Source organism: Microbacterium sp. gxy059, assembly GCF_050958665.1.
Lineage (GTDB): Bacteria > Actinomycetota > Actinomycetes > Actinomycetales > Microbacteriaceae > Microbacterium.
The window spans coordinates 65,364-82,308 of record NZ_JAMXWT010000003.1; the positions used below are offsets into that span (position 1 = coordinate 65,364).

Below are 16,945 nucleotides of genomic sequence, written 5' to 3' on the forward strand. Positions count from 1 at the left end.
GGAGCCGATGGCGGGAGGCGAGACGGATGCGGCGACAGCGGACATGCGCTTCCTCCCTGGGTCGGGGCGCGTCAGAGGCGCGTCACGCGATGCGAGCGGCGAGCTCGTCGATCTTGTCTGGGCGGAAGCCCGACCAGTGGTCCTCGTCGGCGATGACGACGGGGGCCTGCATGTAGCCGAGCGACTTGACCTGCTCGAGCGCCGCGGCGTCCTCCGAGAGGTCGGTGACCTGGTACTCGATGCCCTTCGCGTCGAGCGCTCGGTACGTCGCGTTGCACTGCACGCACGACGGCTTGCTGTAGACCGTGATCGCCATCATTTCCCTCCGGACCTGTGTGTTCTTCCGGCATCATCCGCCGGGACTTCAATACTACATATGGGACCGCGATCCGGGGTCAACCACAAGGACTAGTAGTTGCATCCGTGTAATTCTGCTCAGTTCTCCACCGCGCATCCACACCTCTCCCCACGCGTCATCCACAGGGTCGACCGGCGCGCAGGACGGCGTGTCCCGCGTGAAATCAGCCCGCGACGAGCCGGCGCTCAGGGTTCTCCACAGCCCGGTCCGCTGAGCACTCTGCACAGCCTGACGACGCGCCCTCGGCGTGTCGCGATCGACCGCCGGCGTGTCCTCCCGCGCACCTAGGCTGACCCCATGAGCGCCGCATTCGATCCCGCCCTGCACCTCCCCGACGCGCTTCTCGAGCGGATCCGCTCGCGCGCCGCGCACGTGGACGCCGACAACGTCTTCCCGGAGGACGACCTCGCGGATCTCGCAGGCGCCGGCTATCTGCGGATCCTCGTTCCGGAGGATCTCGGCGGAGCGGGGCTCTCGCTGGCTCAGGCCTCGACGCTGCAGCGCCGCCTCGCCGGCGCCGCGCCCGCGACGGCCCTCGCCGTGAACATGCATCTCGTGTGGACCGCCGTCGCGAAGATCCTCGCCGATCGGGGCTCCGACGAGCTCGCGTTCGTGCAGCGCGGGGCCGCGGCAGGCGAGGTCTACGCGTTCGGCATCAGCGAGGGCGGCAACGACCTCGTGCTGTTCGGCAGCGACACGACGGCCGAGCCCCTCGCCGGCGGCGCCTACGCGTTCACGGGCACCAAGATCTTCACCTCCCTCGCGCCCGTGTGGACCTCGCTCGGCGTGCACGGGTTCGATTCCGCGTCCGGGCGGCTCGTCTACGCGTTCGTCGGCCGCGAGGGCACCGCCACGCGGGACGACTGGGACACGCTGGGCATGCGCGGCACGCAGAGCCGCACGACCGAGCTGCGCGGCGCCGCCGCGTCCGCCGCGCACGTCGTCGCCCGGATCGACCCCGCGGACGGCCCCGCGCCGATCCAGTTCGCGATCTTCGCGGCGTTCGAGCTGCTCGTCGCGTCGGTGTACGCGGGCCTCGCCGAGCGCGCGGTCGAGGTCGCGGCTCTCGCGCTGACCTCGCGGACGTCGAAGGCCACGGGGCGGACGCGCAGCGACGACCCCGTGGCGCGCGCCCGCGTCGGCGAGATCTCGATCGCCGCCGACGGCATCGGCCTGCAGCTCGACGCCCTCGCCCGCGACCTCGACGAGCGCGTCGACCACGGCGGGCGCTGGTTCACCCTGCTGTCGGGAGCGAAGCACCGCGCCGTGGAGACCGCGCAGCGCGTCGTCGACGAGGCGCTCGTCGCCGCGGGCGGATCCGCGTTCCGCAGCGGACACGAGCTCTCGCGCCTCGCCCGCGACGTGCGCGCGGGCGTCTTCCACCCCTCCTCCCCCGACTCGGCGCGCGAGACCGCGGCGACCTTCCGCCTCGGGGCTCCGGGGGCGTAGCCGAGCGCGGGCGCTCCGCCCCGCGTCACCTCTCGTTCACCCGATGCTGTTGACCCGTTCACGCGGGACCTCTACCGTGCCTGACAGCGATGTCAGATCCTGCACGACGAGAATCACGGAGACAGCATGCAGACCCGCTCACCCCGCACCACACCTCCGCGCCGCCGGCGCCGGGCGCCCCTCGCCATCGGCCTCTCCCTCGTGCTCGCCGCGTCGTCGGCCGTCGCCGCCCCCGCGGCGAGCGCCGACGAGACGTCCGCGCTCTCGGCGTTCGACGCGGTGGATCCGTTCATCGGCACCGAGATGAACGACGCCAACGACGGCAGGGGCAACGACCACTACGGCAACACCTTCCCCGGGGCGGCGCTGCCGTTCGGGATGGTGCAGTCGAGCCCGACGACGTACGAGACCTCCACGGGAGAGCAGTTCGGCGGCTACGAATACCAGGCCGACCAGATCCGCGGCTTCGGCATGACGCGGCTCTCGGGCACCGGCTGCCGCTCCAACTACGGCGGCTACGACTTCCCCGTCATCCCCTTCACCGGGGAACTCGCCGACGGCGCCCTGCCCGTCAGCCCGGCCGACGACATCGACGCCTACTTCCTCGACTTCTCGCACGACGACGAGGTCGCCGAGCCCGGCTACTACGCCGTCGGCCTCGACGCCGTACGTGCCGAGCTGACCAGCACGCTCCGCACCGCGGTGAGCCGCTACTCCTTCGACGGCGAGGCCACGCTGCTGTTCGACGCGGCCGGATCCAACAACGAGGTGCGCGACGCGGAGATCGCCTTCGACGCGGCCACGGGCGAGCTGTCCGGCAGCGTGACCGCGGGCATCGTCTGCAACGGCGGCGAGCCCTACACCGTGCACTTCTCGGCGACGTTCGACCAGCCCGTCGAGTCGCACGGCGTCTGGACGCCCGATGGCATCGACGCCGGGGGATCCGAGGCGACCGCCGGATCCGATCACGGCGCGGGCGCCTGGCTCACGTTCGCCGACGGCGCGGACGTCACGGCCACGGTGGGCCTGAGCTACGTCTCCGTCGACGGCGCACGCGCCAACGCGGCGGCCGAGGCGGGCGACGCCGGGTTCGACGAGGTGCGCGCCGAGGCGCGCGCGGCCTGGGAGGAGGCGCTCGGCACGATCGACGCCTCCGGCGGCGACGACCGAGCCCGCATCACCCTCTACACGGCGCTCTACCACGCCCTGCTGCACCCGAACGTGTTCCAGGACGCCGACGGCGCCTACATCGGATACGACGGCGAGCCCCACCGCGTCGAGGACGGCCGCGACCTGTACGTGAACTTCTCGGGATGGGACACCTATCGCGGGCAGGCGCAGCTCGTCGCGATGCTCTTCCCCGAGCGCGCGAGCGACATCAACCAGTCGATCGTCGACATGGTGGAGCAGTCGGGCCGCTGGACGAGCTGGCCGACGTACAACCGCGTGCAGACCAAGATGAGCGGCGACTCGCTGCAGACGATCGTGGCCGCCGCCGACGACTTCGGGGCGACGGACTACGACCGCGAGACGGCCCTCCGGACGATGGTCGAGACCCAGTCGCTCCCCATGACCGACTCGGCGCGCTCCGACGCGGTGCAGTACGGGATCCTCGGCTGGATCGACGGCGACAAGGAGGGCGCCGCCACGTCGCGCACGCTCGAGTACACGACGAACGACTTCTCCATCGCGCAGCTCGCGCAGCGTCTCGGCGACGACGAGGCGTTCGAGGCGTTCTCGGTGCGGTCGCAGAACTGGAAGAACGTGTTCAACCACGAGCGTCAGCACATCGACGCGCGCAACCGCCACGGGTTCATGGACACCTCGCTCACGACGCAGGGCGCGCAGTTCGAGCAGTCGACGGGCCTGCAGTACGGGTTCAACGCGTCGCACAACATGGCCGACCTCATCGCGGCCCGCGGCGGCGTCGAGGCGTCGACCGAGCAGCTCGACGACATCCTGCGCGACCTCGACGGGGGCGCGTTCAGCGACACCGCCTACCTCGCGAACCAGCCCAGCTTCGGCCTCCCGTGGGTCTACAACTGGCTGCAGGCGCCGCACAAGACGACCGACACCCTCTACCGCGCGGCCGACGAGCTGTTCACGACCGCCCCCGACGGCCTGGCAGGCAACGACGACCTCGGATCCCTCAGCGCCTGGTACGTGTGGGCGAACCTCGGGCTGATGCCCGCCATCTGGGGGACGGCCGACCTGCTCGTCTCCGCCCCGATGTTCGCGCACATCGACATCCGGCCCGTCGGCGCCGACCGCGCGATCGAGATCGATGCGCCGGGCGCCGGCCCGGATCAGCGCTACACCACCGGCCTCACGGTGAACGGCGAGGCGCAGACCGCGTCGTGGCTGCCGCCGGAGTTCGTGCGCGAGGGCGGGTCCCTCGCGTTCGCGATGTCGGCCGAGCCCGGATCCTGGGGAACCGGGGAGGACGACGTGCCGCCCTCGTACCGCGAGGGCTCCGATGCGCGCAACTCGGTCGGCATCACCGACGACGGCGCCGTCGACATGGGCGGGCTCGACATCGGCGGCACCGGCCTGTCGCGCGAGGACCTGGCCGACGCGGGCGCCACGGGCGGCGCCGAGATCCCCCTCGGCGACACGGGGCTCGCGTTCACCTGGCCCGAGACGGCGCCCGGAGAGCCGGACCACTGGATCCCCCGGGGTCAGGTCATCGAGATGGGCGACGTCGCCGCGTCGGGCATCTCGTTCCTCGGCCTCGCGACCAACGGCCCCTCCCGCGGCGTCGCCGTCGTCACCTACTCCGACGGCACGACGCAGGACGTCGAGGTGCGCCTGACCGACTGGACGCCGGGCGACAACGCCCTCGAGCCCGGGAACGCGCGCGTGCTGGAGCTCACGAAGCGCAACACGATCAGCGGCGGATCCGACGGCACGGCGCCCACCGTCTTCGGCACGGCCGTCGAGCCGCTCGACCCGGCGAAGACCGTGCGCAGCGTCACCCTGCCGGAGCAGACGGACCGCGGCATCATGCACGTGTTCGACGTCGCGCTGCTCCCCGCCGAGGACGAGGGCGGCGGGGACGACGAGACGGGCTCGGAGGACGAGGCCGGGTCTGAGGACGAGACCGGTGCGGACGACGGCGGCGCCGAGGGATCCGAGGATCAGCCGGGCACCGACGACGAGTCCGGCGCGGAGGACGCAGACGCGGCGGCGGACGAGGCCGGCACGGACGACGCATCCGCGGACGAGAGCGCGGAAGCCGGCACGGAGGACGGATCCGACGCCGACGACGCGAGCACGGAGAACCCCGGCACCGAGGAGGACGAGAGCACCGCCGACGCCGGCGCGGGAGGCACGGAGGACCCGGCCGAGGGATCCGACGCCGACGGCGAGCAGGGCACGGAGGACGCCCCGGGCGCCGAGTCCGGAAGCACGGACGGTTCCGAGGCGGATGCCGGCGAGGGATCCGGGGCGAACGGCGAGGACGGCGACGATCTCGCCCCCACGGGCGGCTCTCCCGCCGTCCCCTGGCTGCTGGGCGCGCTGATGCTGCTGCTCGGCGCGGGCATCGTCACCGGGCGGCGCCGAGCGCGCGCCTGAGAACGCGACCCTCCGCGGAAGGCGCCGGCTCCCCTCGCGGAGCCGGCGCCTTCCGTCATGTTCCGAGGGGCGGCGACGGATCCAGGATTGCGCTATCCACATCACGGGTTTACGCTCACCATGTAGTTCTCCGGCGTTCGAACCTCAAGGACGAGATCCATGGCCGATTGGCAGATCCTCACGGTCACGGCGGTCGCGATCATCGCGATCGTCGTGATGATCATCACCCTCCGCATCAACCCGGTGCTCGCGCTCGTGATCGGCGCGGCCGGGCTCGGGCTCATGTCCGGCCTCGGCGTGACCGACACGGTCGACACCGTCATGCACGGCTTCGGCGACATCATGTTCGAGGTCGGCCTGCTCATCGGATGGGGCGTGCTCATGGGAGCCCTCCTCAACGAGATGGGCGCGATCCAGCGGCTCGTCGGCGGACTGCTGCGCATCTTCGGCAAGCGCGGCGTCCCCTACGCGATGGGCCTGACCATCGGCACCGCGCTGCAGTCGATCTTCCTCGACGTGCTGCTCGTGATGAGCGCTCCCCTCGCCCGCCGCATCGCGCCGAGCCTCGGCAGGAACGGGGTCGGCAAGATGTCCGCGGCGATGGCGATCAGCCTCGAGTGCGGCATCGTCCTCATGGTGCCCGGCGTCGCCGCGGTCTCGCTCGCCGGCCTCCTCAAGGTGCCCCTCGGGATCATGCTGATCTGCGGGCTCCTCGTGATCATCCCGACGATCGTCGTGTCGATCCTCATCATGAACGTCCTGTTCGACCGCGGCCTCTGGAACCCCGAGCGCGACGAGCAGCCGCGAGACGAGACCGCGGAGGACGAGCAGCCCGTCACCAAACCCGCGGAGCCCCAGGGCCCGCTGCCCGTCTCCACGAGCACGGGAGGCATGAGCACGCTCACGAAGGTCGGCCTCGGCCCGCGCACGCGCCGTCACGGCGGGGCGGACGGCGAGACCCCGCTGATGCTCGCCTTCTCGCCGATGCTGCTCTCCCTCGTGCTCATCGCCGGCGGCGCCTTCCTCGAGATGGCCGGCATCTCCAGCCCCGTCGTGGAGTTCGTCTCCGCTCCCGTCATCGCGCTGCTGATCGGCCTGCTCGCCACGACCCTCATCGCGCGGGCCACGATCGGCGGCACCCGCGTCGAGAAGGCGATCGCCACCGGCTTCCGGGAGTCGGGCCAGATCCTCCTGCTCACGGGCGCGGGCGGATCCCTCGCCGCCATCGTCGGCACCTCCGGCATGGGCGACCTGCTCGGCAAGTACTTCACCGCGTCGAGCGTGGCGCCGCTGCTGATCGTGTGGGCCGTCGCCGCCGTGCTGCACGTCGCCGTCGGATCCGTGTCGATCTCCGCCATCACGGCGGCCGGCATCCTCGCCCCGGTCGCGGGCCAGATCGGCCTCAACCCCGTGCTCATCGCCCTCGCCGCCGGCGCCGGCTCGCTGTTCCTCGTGCACGTGACGTCGAACACCTTCTGGCTGCTGCAGTCGATGCTCGGGCAGACCACCCGCGGCACGCTGAAGACATGCTCGCTCGGCGTCTCCGTCGCGAGCGTCGTGGCGCTCGGCTTCACGCTCGTGCTCAGCCTCTTCCTCTGACGCCGACCTCCCGGATACGTAAGGATCATCCCCATGAACGACTCCGCGAACGATCGCGGCCGCCTCCCCCTCGCCGGCGTGCGGGTGCTCGAGCTCGGCAACTACATCGCCGCGCCGACGGCCGGCCGGATGCTCGCCGACTTCGGCGCCGAGGTCGTCAAGGTCGAGCGGCCGGACACGGGCGACGAGCTGCGCAACTGGCGCCTGCACCGCGGGACGACGTCGATGCTGTACCGCACCGTCAACCGGGGCAAGAAATCCGTCGTCCTCGATCTCCGATCCGACGACGGCCGCGCGGCGGCGCTCGAGCTGGCCCGCCGCTCGGACGTGCTCATCGAGAACTTCCGCCCCGGCACGCTCGAACGGTGGGGCATCGGGCCCGACGTGCTGAAGGAGGCCAACCCCGACCTCGTCCTCGTGCGCATCTCGGCCTTCGGGCAGACGGGGCCGATGTCCGCGCGCCCGGGGTTCGCCGCGGTCGCGGAGGCGTACGGCGGGTTCCGCGAGCTCGTGGGGGATCCGGACCGCCCTCCCGTGCGCGTGGGGGTGTCGATCGGCGACTCGATCGCGGGGATGCAGGCGGCGTTCGGCGCGTGCATGATGCTCTTCGACCGCGAGCGCCGGCGCGGCGCGGATCTGCCGCGCACGGTCGATGTCGCGCTCAACGAGGCGATGCTGTCGGTCATGGAGTCGCTCATCCCCGACTACTCGGCCTTCGGCGACCTGCGCACCCGCACGGGCGGCCGCATGCAGGGCATCGCCCCGTCGAACGCGTACGTCTGCCGGGGCGGGAAGTCGGTCGTCATCGCCGGCAACGGCGACGGCATCTTCCGCCGGTACATGGAGGCGATCGGGCGGCCCGACCTGGGATCCGATCCCGACCTGCAGACGAACGCCGGCCGATGGGCGCGCCGCGACGAGCTGGACGAGGCGATCGGCGCCTGGTGCGCCGAGCGCTCGGTGGAGGAGGCCCTCGAGGCGCTCGACGACGCGGGCGTGCCCGCCGGCCCGATCTACACGGCGGAGGACCTCGTCGCCGACGAGCAGCTCGCCGCGCGCAACATGGTGCAGCGCCTCGACGTGTCGACCGGGGAGGAGACGATCGAGCAGGTCGCCTTCCCCGGCATCACGCCGGTGATCGACGGCGCCTCGCTGCCCATCGACCGCCTCGGCCCCGATCTCGGCGAGCACACCCGGGAGGTCCTCGCGGAGACGGGGCTGGATCAGGAGACGATCGACCGCATCACGGGAGGTGCGACAGCATGACCACGACCACCGGAACCGCGCGCGTGCGCGACGTGACCCTGCGCGACGGGCTCCAGCTCACGGGCGGCCTCATGCCGACCGACGAGAAGGTGCGCCTCGTGCGGGAGCTGCTCGATCTCGGGATCTCCGACATCGAGATCGGCTCGATGGCCCGCCCCGATCTCGTGCCCCCGATGGCGAACACCCTCGAGGTGGTCGAGGCGCTGGAGCCCGACGAGCTCGCCCGGTGCTGGGTGTGGGTCGCGACGCCCCGGGGCGTCGAGAGGGCCGCGAGCGCGGGGGTGACCCGCATGCAGTACTGCCTATCGGTCTCCGACGCCCACAACCGCGCCAACATCGGCCGCTCGACGGAGGACTCCATGGCCGCCCTCCCCCGTGCGCTCGACATCGCGGGCGAGGCGGGGGCGGAGCTGCAGCTGTGCCTCGCGACGAGCTTCACCTGCCCGTTCGACGGCGCCGTGGATCCGGAGCGCACGCTCGCGCTCGTGCGCGACCCCCGGGCGGAGCGCTGCTCCGACACCGTCATCTGCGACACGCTCGGCCAGGCGGATCCCGCCCAGGTCGCGTACCTCGTGGGCGAGACGGCGCGGATCCGCCCCGAGCACGAGGTCGTGTTCCACGGTCACGACACGTGGGGCATGGGGGTCGCGAACGCGCTCGCGGCCGTCGGCGCCGGGGCGACGGTTCTCGACGGCGCGCTCGGCGGGCTCGGCGGCTGCCCGTTCGCGCCGGGGGCCGCCGGCAACACGTCGACGGAGGATCTCCTGTTCGCACTGAAGCCCGCGGGGATGACGCCCGAGCGCTTCGCGACGTTCGTGCGCCTCGGCGAGCGCGTCACGTCCTCGCTCGGCGAGGAGAGCACCTCGCGCGCCGCGAAGGGCGCGCGATCGACCGCCCGCGCGTTCGACTGGGTGATCGCGGACTGATCGGACCGGCCGTCATCCCTCGTCGGGGTGGCGGCCGCCGAGGGTGCGGGTGAGGTGCTCGGCGCGCTCGAGCACGTACGGCGCCCACTCCCGGCCCGTCTCCTCGGGGATCCGCGACGAGGGGCCCATCACGGTCAGCGCGCCGAACAGCTCGCCCTGCGGGCCGAAGACGGGGGCGGAGAGCCCGATGGCGCCCGTCTGCCGCTCCCCCGCCGTGATGGCGATCCCCGCGACGAGCGTCTCCCGGACGACGCGCTCGAGCTCCGCGCGGTCGACGATCGTGTCGGGCGTCAGCGGCTCGAGCCCCGCGGCGAGGATGCGGTCGAGGAGGCCCGGCGTCCAGGCGAGGATCACGCGCCCTGCCGACCCGGCGTGGAGGGGCAGGATCTGCCCCACCCGCATGGCGCGGCGCACCATCTCCCGCGTCTCGGCGAGGGCGACGCAGACGCGATACCCCTGGGACTCGCGGAACACCGCGACGGTCTCGCCGAGCCGGTCGCGCATCTCCTCGAGGACGGGCCGCACGATGTCGACCGCCTCGAGCCCCTGCATCGCGGGCGCCGCCCAGTGCAGCATGCGCACGCCGATGCGGTAGCCGTCGCGCGTGCGATCGAGGAACCCCTGGTCGACGAGGTTCGCCACGAGCCGCTGCGCCGTCGACTGCGGAAGCCCGGTGCTCTGGCGGATCTCCGCGAGGGTCAGCTCCGGCCGCGCCTGCGTGAACGCGTTCAGGATCCCGGTGATCTTCGTGAGGACGAGCAGGTTCTGGCCGCTCGGCTGCGCTTCCGACATGCCTCCATCTTCTCGCGGGACGGGCTCAGTACGGCTGCACCCCGTCGCGTTCCGGCTCCTCGCCGAGGGCGAAGGCGCGGCCCGTGATCTGGTCGGCGGTGATGCGCACGTAGTTGCGCTTCAGCGTCGGGACGGCCGGCGTCAGCGGCAGGCGGTCGGCGGCCTCGATCTCGTCCGAGGCGTCGATGCGATGCGCCCTGCCGCGCACGATGACGCTCCACGCGCCGTCCGCGCCGAACTCGTCGGATTCGAACAGCACCTGCTCGTTCACCGTCAGCTCGAGCAGCTTGCTGCCCTCCGCCGTGCGGAAGACGATCGATTCGCCGTCCACGACGAACGTCACGGGGAAGATGTCGACGACATCGCCGACGCGCGTGACGAGACGTCCGAGCGTCTGGGTGGACAGACGCTCCCAGCACTCGGATTCCGCCAGGGACACCACGGGGTTCTTCACGTCGTCCATACCCCATGGTCTCGCCGATCCCGGCCGCGGGCAATGGGGAGGCGCCGCGCGGAGCGCCCACGCGCGAGACGCCGAACGCCCCGCACGGGGCGGGGCGTTCGGCGACTGTCTCAACTCAGTGTGGACCCAGGGGGATTCGAACCCCCGACCTCTTCATTGCGAACGAAGCGCGCTACCAACTGCGCCATGGGCCCTTGCAACTCGAAAGACATTACCAGAGCGTCGCGCGTCACCAGAAATCGGGGGCCGGAATCGCGTCGCGCGGGCGTGTCATCCCGCGGCACGGCGGGCGAGCAGCTCGCGCACGTGGCGCTCGATCGCGTCGTCGTCGACGTACCCCATCGCGGAGAAGCCGCTCTCGGCACCCTCCGCCGCGGGCGCCTGCTTCGGTCGCGCCGTCTCGATCGGCACGGGCGCCGAGGCCGCCTGCTCGCGCTCGAGCTGCACGCGGGCGCCCTCCTCCCGCGCGAGCTGACGCAGCCGCTCCTGAGCCGTCGCGCCCGCGATCTCCTCGGAGGCGCGGGATCCCGACATCGCCGTGAGCGGAGCCGGGAGACGACGCGGAGTCCACCCGCGATCCTCCGGGTTCAGCAGCGCGGGCGCGGGACGCGCCGCCCGCTGCTGGGGGCGCACCGCCTGAGGGGCGGAGACCGGAGCCGCCGAGCGGGTCGAGACCACCGCCATGCGGCGCAGCAGACCGAGGCCCGTCGCGGTCGCGACGGCGCCGCCGATCGCGAGCGCCCAGATGCCGGTCGCGGCGAGCAGCCAGAGGCCGCCGATCGTCGCCGCGAGGCCCGCGAGCGCGATCACGAGCGACGCGACGCGCACGCGACGCCTCGCTCCCGCCTGACGGCGCAACGGATCCGCGCGCAGCGTCGCGATGCGGCGACGCTCCTCCTCGAGGTCGGCGAGGCGGCGCAGCCGCTCCTCCTCGACCTCGCGGCGCTTCTTCGCCAGGGCGAGGCGCTCGTCGGCCTCGCGGAGGCGCTCGTCCTCCTCCTGCATGCGCTTGACGATCCGCCGCTGACGGTTCGCGTCGCGCCGGGTCAGCTCGACGCGCAGCTCCTCGGGCACCTCGGCCGTCTCCGCGAGCACGCGCAGCGCCTGGTTGAGGCGCACGGCGTTCCGCTCAGCCGCGGCGTACCGCATCTTCGCGTGCCAGGACGGCAGCAGATAGGCGAGCCACAGCACCGCCACGACCAGCGCGATCGCGCCGCCACCGAGAACCTGCCCGCCCATGCGCTCCACGGTATGCGACCGGCGCGGCCGACGGCCGGATCCTCCGGCGTGTCGCGTGCCGCGGGATGCGGACGAGGCTCCCCACAACTCGCGAGCGGCGCAGATCTTCGCGAGCGGCGCAGATATCCGGCCGCATTTCTGCGCCGCTCGCGAGTTTCTGCGCCACTCGCGGGCACCGCGAACGGACGGGCAGAACGAGCGGGCGGGACCGAGCGCGACGACGAGAACGGCGCGGAGCCCGCCCGATGCTCAGAAGAGCTGGCGCAGGTTCGTCTTCGCCAGGTCGACGAGCTCGTCTCCGCGTCCCGACAGGACCGTGCGGATCGCGTACAGGCTGAAGCCCTTCGCCTGCTCGAACGTGATGCTCGGCGGCATCGAGAGCTCCTGGCGGTCGGTGACGACGTCGAGCACCGCCGGGCCGTCGTGCGCGAGGAACTCCTCCACCGCTCCCGGCAGGTCCTTCGATCTCTCGACCCGGATGCCGCGGATGCCGAGCGCCTCGGCGACCTTCGAGAAGTCGGGGTTCTCGAGGCCCGTGCCGTAGGTGACGAACCCCGCCGCCTTCATCTCGAGCTCGACGAAGTTCAGCGAGGCGTTGTCGAAGACGACCGTCTTCACGGGCAGGCCGTTCTGCGTCAGCGTGATGAGCTCGCCCAGCAGCATCGAGAGCCCGCCGTCCCCGGCGAGCGCGATCACCTGGCGGTCGCGGTCGACCGCCTGCGCCCCGATGCCCTGCGACAGGGCGTTCGCCATGGATCCGTGGGTGAAGGATCCGATGAGCCGCCGCCTGCCGTTCATCGTGAGGTAGCGCGCCGCCCACACGGTCGGCGAGCCCACGTCGGGCAGGAACACGGCGTCGTCCGCGGCGTGCTCGTCGATGAGCCGCGCGAGGTACTGCGGATGGATCGTGCGCTTGGAGGGCGTCGCGAGGCCGTCGAGGTCCTTGCGCGCGCGGCGATAGTGCTTGCGCGCCGCGTCGAGATGGTCGGAGTCGGCGTGCTCCGACAGGCGCGGCAGCAGCTCCGCGATCGTCTCCTTCGCTCCGCCGACGAGCGGCAGGTCGACGCGCGTGCGCCGGCCGATCTGCTCGCCCCGGATGTCGATCTGGATCACCGTCGCATCGTCGGGGAGGAACTGCGGGTACGGGAAGTCGGTGCCGACCATGAGCAGTGTGTCGCACTCGCGCATCGCGTGGTAGCCCGATGAGAAGCCGATGAGCCCGGTCATGCCGACGTCGTAGGGGTTGTCGTACTCGACGAACTCCTTGCCGCGCAGCGCGTGCACCACGGGCGCCTGGAGCCGCTCCGCGAGCGCGACGAGCTCGTCGTGAGCGCCCTGCACGCCCGCGCCGGCGAGGATCGTGACCTTCTCCCCGTCGTTCAGCGCCTCGGCCGCCGCGTCGAGCTGACCCTCGTCCGGCAGCACGCGGGACGCGTGGGCGCGGATCTCCTCCACCTCGGCCTCGATCTCGGCGAGCCCGACGTCGCCGGGCACGACGAGCACGGCGACGCCGCGCTTCGACACTGCCTCGCGCATCGCGATGCGCAGGAGCCGCGGCATCTGCTCGGGGTGGGCGACGTGCTCGACGTAGACGCTGCACTCGCGGAAGAGCTCCTGCGGGTGGGTCTCCTGGAAGTACCCCGATCCGATCTCGTCGCTCGGGATGTGCGCGGCGATGGCGAGCACCGGCACGCGCGAGCGCTGGGCGTCGAAGAGCCCGTTGATGAGGTGCAGGTTGCCTGGCCCGCAGCTTCCCGCGCAGACCGCGAGCTCTCCGGTGACGGCGGCCTCGGCGCTCGCGGCGAAGGCCGCGGCCTCCTCGTGGCGCACGTGCACCCATTCGATGCCGCCGTTCGTGCGGAGCGCGTCGGTGAATCCGTTGAGCGAGTCGCCCGGGATCCCGTACACCCTCCTCACTCCGCTGCGGTGGAGGGTCTCGACGATGTTGTGAGCGACGGTGGGCATGAACGGCATCCTTCCGCGTGCGGGGAAACTGCTCCGACGATGCCGAGTCTAGGCACGCGACGCGCCCCGCGGGGCCGTTCGCCCGGATCCCGCCTCCCGCGCGCGGGGCGCGGATGCAGAAGCCGTTCTCATCCGCGCTCGTCATCAGCCGCCACCCCGCGCGAGCGGCGCAGATCTTCGCGAGTGGCGCAGATATCCGGCCGCATTTCTGCGCCGCTCGCGAGTTTCTGCGCCACTCGCGAGCCGGGCGCCCCCGAGACGGCAGGACGGGCGCCCGTGGGACGGCCGGGCGGGCGGGGCGCACGAAGGCGGCCGGGGGCCGGACGTCAGCCCGGGCGGTCGGCGTCGGGGATCCGCGCCGCGTCGGGAGGCACCCGCCCCTCGACCCAGCGCCTCAGCATGCCGTCCGGGACCTCCTCGCGGGTCAGCGCGAACGCGTAGTGGTCGCGCCAGTCGCCGTCGATGTGGATGTACCGACGCCGGTATCCCTCGTAGCGGAAGCCGAGCTTCTCGACGACCCGAAGGCTCGGCCGGTTCTCGGGCCGGATGCAGATCTCCATGCGGTGCAGCCGCATGCGCGCGAAGCAGAAGTCCGTGGCGAGCGCGACCGCGACGGGGGTGATCCCGCGCCCGGCGAAGCGCTCGCCGACCCAGTAGCCGATGGTCGCCGACGAGAGGGATCCGTAGGCGATCCCCCACACGTTGAGCTGCCCGGCGATCTCGCCGCGGTGCTCCATGACGAAGGGCACGCCCGCGCCGTCCCGGTACTGCTGCAGCAGGCGCCGCACGCCGAGCTTCATGTCGATCGGGAACGCCCCGTCGGGGCTCGTGGCCTCCCACGGCCTCAGCCAGGACCGGCTCGCCATGAGCTCGTCCTGCAGGGGCCGCGCGTCGCGGGAGCGGATGAGCCGGATGGCCACATCCCCGTACGTCTGCTCGAGGGCGTCCATCCGGCTCTCCCGTGGTGCGGCGATGCCGCGGATCATGATGCGGGCGGCGTCAGAGCGACGACGCGAACTCCTTCAGCCACGGACGCAGGTCGGGACCGAGGTCGTCGCGGTCGGACGCGAGCTGCACGATCGCCTTGATGTAGTCGAGCTTGTCGCCCGTGTCGTAGCGGCGGCCGCGGAAGATCACGCCGTACACGTCGACGTTGTCGGCGTCGACCGCGACCTCCTTGAGGGCGTCGGTCAGCTGGATCTCGTTGCCCTTGCCGGGCTGGGTGTGCTCGAGGACGTCGAAGATCTCGGGGGTGAGCAGGTAGCGGCCGATGATCGCGAGGTTGGACGGCGCGTCCTCCTTCGCGGGCTTCTCGACGAGATCGAGCACCTTGACGACGTCGGGGTCGGAGGTCTTCTCCACCGAGGCGCAGCCGTAGAGGCTGATCTGGTCGGGGTCGACCTCCATGAGGGCGATGACCATCGCCTGCTTCTGCTCGTTGACCTCGATCATCTTCGGGAGCAGCGGGTCGCGCTCGTCGATGAGGTCGTCGCCGAGCATGACGACGAACGGGGAGTCGCCCACGTGCTGCTTGGCGCGGTGGACCGCGTGACCGAGCCCCTTGGGCTCGCCCTGACGCAGGAGGTGCACGTCGGCGAGGTCGCTCGACTTCTGCACGCGCCCCAGCTTGGAGTCGTCGCCCTTCGCGGTGAGCTTCTCCTCGAGCTCGGGAACCGAGTCGAAGTGATTCGCGATCGCGTTCTTGTTGCGCCCGATGATCATCAGCACGTCGCGGATGCCCGCGGCGACGGCCTCCTCGACCACGTACTGGATGGCCGGCTTGTCGACCACCGGCAGCATCTCCTTCGGCGTCGCCTTCGTCGCCGGGAGGAAGCGGGTTCCGAGGCCCGCGACGGGCATCACGGCCTTGATCTTTTTCGGTTCCATGGGCATCACCATAGGCGAAACCGCCTCGGAAACGGCGCAGGGACCGCCCCTCCCGCGCCGCGTATCCTCTCTCGCATGACGGATCCGATCGCCGCGAAGCGGCTGCTGCGGGCCCGCGTCCGCGCCGAGCGGCGAGCGCGGCCGGCCGAGGAGAGAGCCGCGGCCGACACCGCGATCGGCGACCGCCTCCTCGCTCTCGCGCGCGGGCGCGCGTGCGTCGCCTGCTATCTCTCCGCTCCCTCGGAGCCGGGGACGCGCTCCTTCCTACGCCGCGCGGAGGAGGAGGGGATCCGGGTGATCCTGCCCGTGCCGCGCGACGACGGCTCCCTCGGCTGGGTGCCCTCCGCCGGATCGCGCGAGCGGCGGGGCGCGTGGGGCGTGCCCGAGCCGGTCGGCGACGCTCTGCCGCCCTCGGCCCTCGCGGAGGCCGGCCTCGTGATCGCGCCGGCGGCCGCGGCTGACGGCTCCGGTGGACGGCTCGGGTGGGGCGGCGGCTTCTACGACCGGGCGCTCGCGGCGCTCCCCTCTCCCCGGCCTGTCTGGGCGGTGCTCTATGATTCCGAGGTGGTCGATCGCGTTCCCCGCGAGACCCACGACATGCGGGTGACGGGGATCGTCACGGCCACCCGCACGCTGCCGTCCGACCGCTGACGTGCTCCTCGCGCCCCGCGGTCCCTCTCGAGAGAGAACGAAGTCCATGCCCACGTACGCCTACGTCTGCACCGCCTGCGCACACGCCTTCGACGCCGTCCAGTCGTTCAGCGATCCGGCCCTCGCCGAGTGCCCGGAGTGCGCAGGCCCCCTGCGCAAGCAGTACGGCTCGGTGGGCGTGACGTTCAACGGATCCGGCTTCTACCGCACCGATTCGCGCTTGTCGGGTGCATCATCGTCTTCGACGGCGTCGAGCACCCCGGCGCCCGCGACCACCTGACCGCACACATCGCGCGTTCGCGCGCACAAGGGGGAACACCACTCATGCTGCAGGGCTTCAAGGACTTCATCATGCGCGGCAACGTCGTCGAGCTCGCCGTCGCGGTGGTCATCGGCACCGCGTTCACGGCGATCGTCGACGCGTTCGTCGCGAGCATCATCAACCCGCTGCTCGGCGCGTTCGTCCCGACGGGCGACCTCGCCGCGTGGGCCATCACGATCCCGGGCATCTTCGGCCCCGCGCACCTCGGCATCGGCGGCATCATCTCGGCGCTCATCAACTTCCTCGCCGTCGCCGCCGTCGTGTACTTCGCGCTCGTCCTGCCCATGAACAAGCTGGCCGAGCGCCGCGCTGCCCGCCTCGGTCTCGAGGAGGAGGCGCCCGCTCCCACGCAGGAGGAGCTGCTCACGCAGATCCGCGACCTGCTCGAGGCGCAGCAGAAGCGCTGACCGCGCTGTATCCGAGGAGGCGCCGTCCCGTCAGGGGCGGCGCCT

Annotated in this window: 15 protein-coding genes and 1 tRNA gene; 8 read left to right on the top strand and 8 right to left on the bottom strand. The window is 71.9% G+C overall.

Translation table 11 applies throughout. The features are described from left to right. Positions 1-82: 82 nt before the first annotated feature. Positions 83-316 carry a glutaredoxin-like protein NrdH gene (nrdH, locus tag NHL53_RS03260; RefSeq protein WP_433775109.1) on the bottom strand — a complete coding sequence of 78 codons (234 nt, stop codon included), beginning with the start codon at positions 314-316 and terminating at the stop codon, positions 83-85. 339 nt (positions 317-655) lie between these two features. Between nrdH and NHL53_RS03265 the strand changes: the two genes are divergently transcribed. The 5 genes from NHL53_RS03265 (at position 656) to NHL53_RS03285 (ending at position 9,174) form a co-directional block, all read left to right on the top strand. Next, complete coding sequence (locus NHL53_RS03265; RefSeq protein ID WP_433775111.1) at positions 656-1,807, top strand: acyl-CoA dehydrogenase family protein; 1,152 nt, start codon at positions 656-658, stop codon at positions 1,805-1,807. Between the two features lie 126 nt (positions 1,808-1,933). Beyond that, positions 1,934-5,383 (top strand): GH92 family glycosyl hydrolase, encoded by a 3,450-nt coding sequence (locus NHL53_RS03270; protein WP_433775114.1) that lies wholly within the window; start codon positions 1,934-1,936, stop codon positions 5,381-5,383. A gap of 159 nt (positions 5,384-5,542) precedes the next feature. Further along, positions 5,543-6,982 (top strand): GntP family permease, encoded by a 1,440-nt coding sequence (locus NHL53_RS03275; RefSeq protein ID WP_433775117.1) that lies wholly within the window; start codon positions 5,543-5,545, stop codon positions 6,980-6,982. A 33-nt stretch (positions 6,983-7,015) separates the two neighbouring features. Then, the gene (locus NHL53_RS03280; protein WP_433775119.1) at positions 7,016-8,248 is read left to right on the top strand and encodes a CaiB/BaiF CoA transferase family protein; all 1,233 of its coding nucleotides are present in this window, start codon (positions 7,016-7,018) and stop codon (positions 8,246-8,248) included. Further along, positions 8,245-9,174: a hydroxymethylglutaryl-CoA lyase gene (locus NHL53_RS03285; RefSeq protein WP_433775121.1), complete on the top strand. Its 930-nt coding sequence runs from the start codon at positions 8,245-8,247 to the stop codon at positions 9,172-9,174. Before NHL53_RS03280 ends, NHL53_RS03285 begins: the two co-directional genes overlap by 4 nt. 12 nt (positions 9,175-9,186) lie before the next feature. Here the strand turns inward: NHL53_RS03285 and NHL53_RS03290 are convergent, their stop codons facing one another. The 7 genes from NHL53_RS03290 to galU all read right to left on the bottom strand — a co-directional run bounded on the left by NHL53_RS03290 (position 9,187) and on the right by galU (position 15,520). Then, positions 9,187-9,966: an IclR family transcriptional regulator gene (locus NHL53_RS03290; protein ID WP_433775123.1), complete on the bottom strand. Its 780-nt coding sequence runs from the start codon at positions 9,964-9,966 to the stop codon at positions 9,187-9,189. A gap of 25 nt (positions 9,967-9,991) precedes the next feature. Then, complete coding sequence (locus tag NHL53_RS03295) at positions 9,992-10,429, bottom strand: pyridoxamine 5'-phosphate oxidase family protein (RefSeq protein WP_433775125.1); 438 nt, start codon at positions 10,427-10,429, stop codon at positions 9,992-9,994. A gap of 121 nt (positions 10,430-10,550) precedes the next feature. Beyond that, positions 10,551-10,623 (bottom strand) — tRNA-Ala (locus NHL53_RS03300). Between the two features lie 76 nt (positions 10,624-10,699). Further along, entirely contained in the window at positions 10,700-11,668 is a 969-nt protein-coding gene (locus NHL53_RS03305; RefSeq protein WP_433775128.1) for a large exoprotein, read from the bottom strand. 249 nt (positions 11,669-11,917) lie between these two features. Then, the gene (gene poxB / locus NHL53_RS03310; protein ID WP_433775131.1) at positions 11,918-13,633 is read right to left on the bottom strand and encodes a ubiquinone-dependent pyruvate dehydrogenase; all 1,716 of its coding nucleotides are present in this window, start codon (positions 13,631-13,633) and stop codon (positions 11,918-11,920) included. A 326-nt stretch (positions 13,634-13,959) separates the two neighbouring features. Next, complete coding sequence (locus NHL53_RS03315) at positions 13,960-14,583, bottom strand: GNAT family N-acetyltransferase (protein WP_433775133.1); 624 nt, start codon at positions 14,581-14,583, stop codon at positions 13,960-13,962. Between the two features lie 49 nt (positions 14,584-14,632). Then, complete coding sequence (gene galU, locus NHL53_RS03320; protein ID WP_433775135.1) at positions 14,633-15,520, bottom strand: UTP--glucose-1-phosphate uridylyltransferase GalU; 888 nt, start codon at positions 15,518-15,520, stop codon at positions 14,633-14,635. A 75-nt stretch (positions 15,521-15,595) separates the two neighbouring features. Between galU and NHL53_RS03325 the strand changes: the two genes are divergently transcribed. From NHL53_RS03325 to mscL, 3 genes are read left to right on the top strand one after another with little or no spacing between them, the layout of a single operon-like run. Continuing rightward, on the top strand, positions 15,596-16,171 hold the full coding sequence (locus NHL53_RS03325) for a 5-formyltetrahydrofolate cyclo-ligase (protein WP_433775138.1): 576 nt from the start codon (positions 15,596-15,598) through the stop codon (positions 16,169-16,171). A 46-nt stretch (positions 16,172-16,217) separates the two neighbouring features. After that, positions 16,218-16,451, top strand: coding sequence for an FmdB family zinc ribbon protein (locus NHL53_RS03330; protein WP_433775141.1), 234 nt, complete (start codon positions 16,218-16,220; stop codon positions 16,449-16,451). A gap of 44 nt (positions 16,452-16,495) precedes the next feature. Continuing rightward, complete coding sequence (mscL, locus tag NHL53_RS03335; RefSeq protein ID WP_433775143.1) at positions 16,496-16,900, top strand: large conductance mechanosensitive channel protein MscL; 405 nt, start codon at positions 16,496-16,498, stop codon at positions 16,898-16,900. The last annotated feature ends 45 nt before the right edge of the window (positions 16,901-16,945 follow it).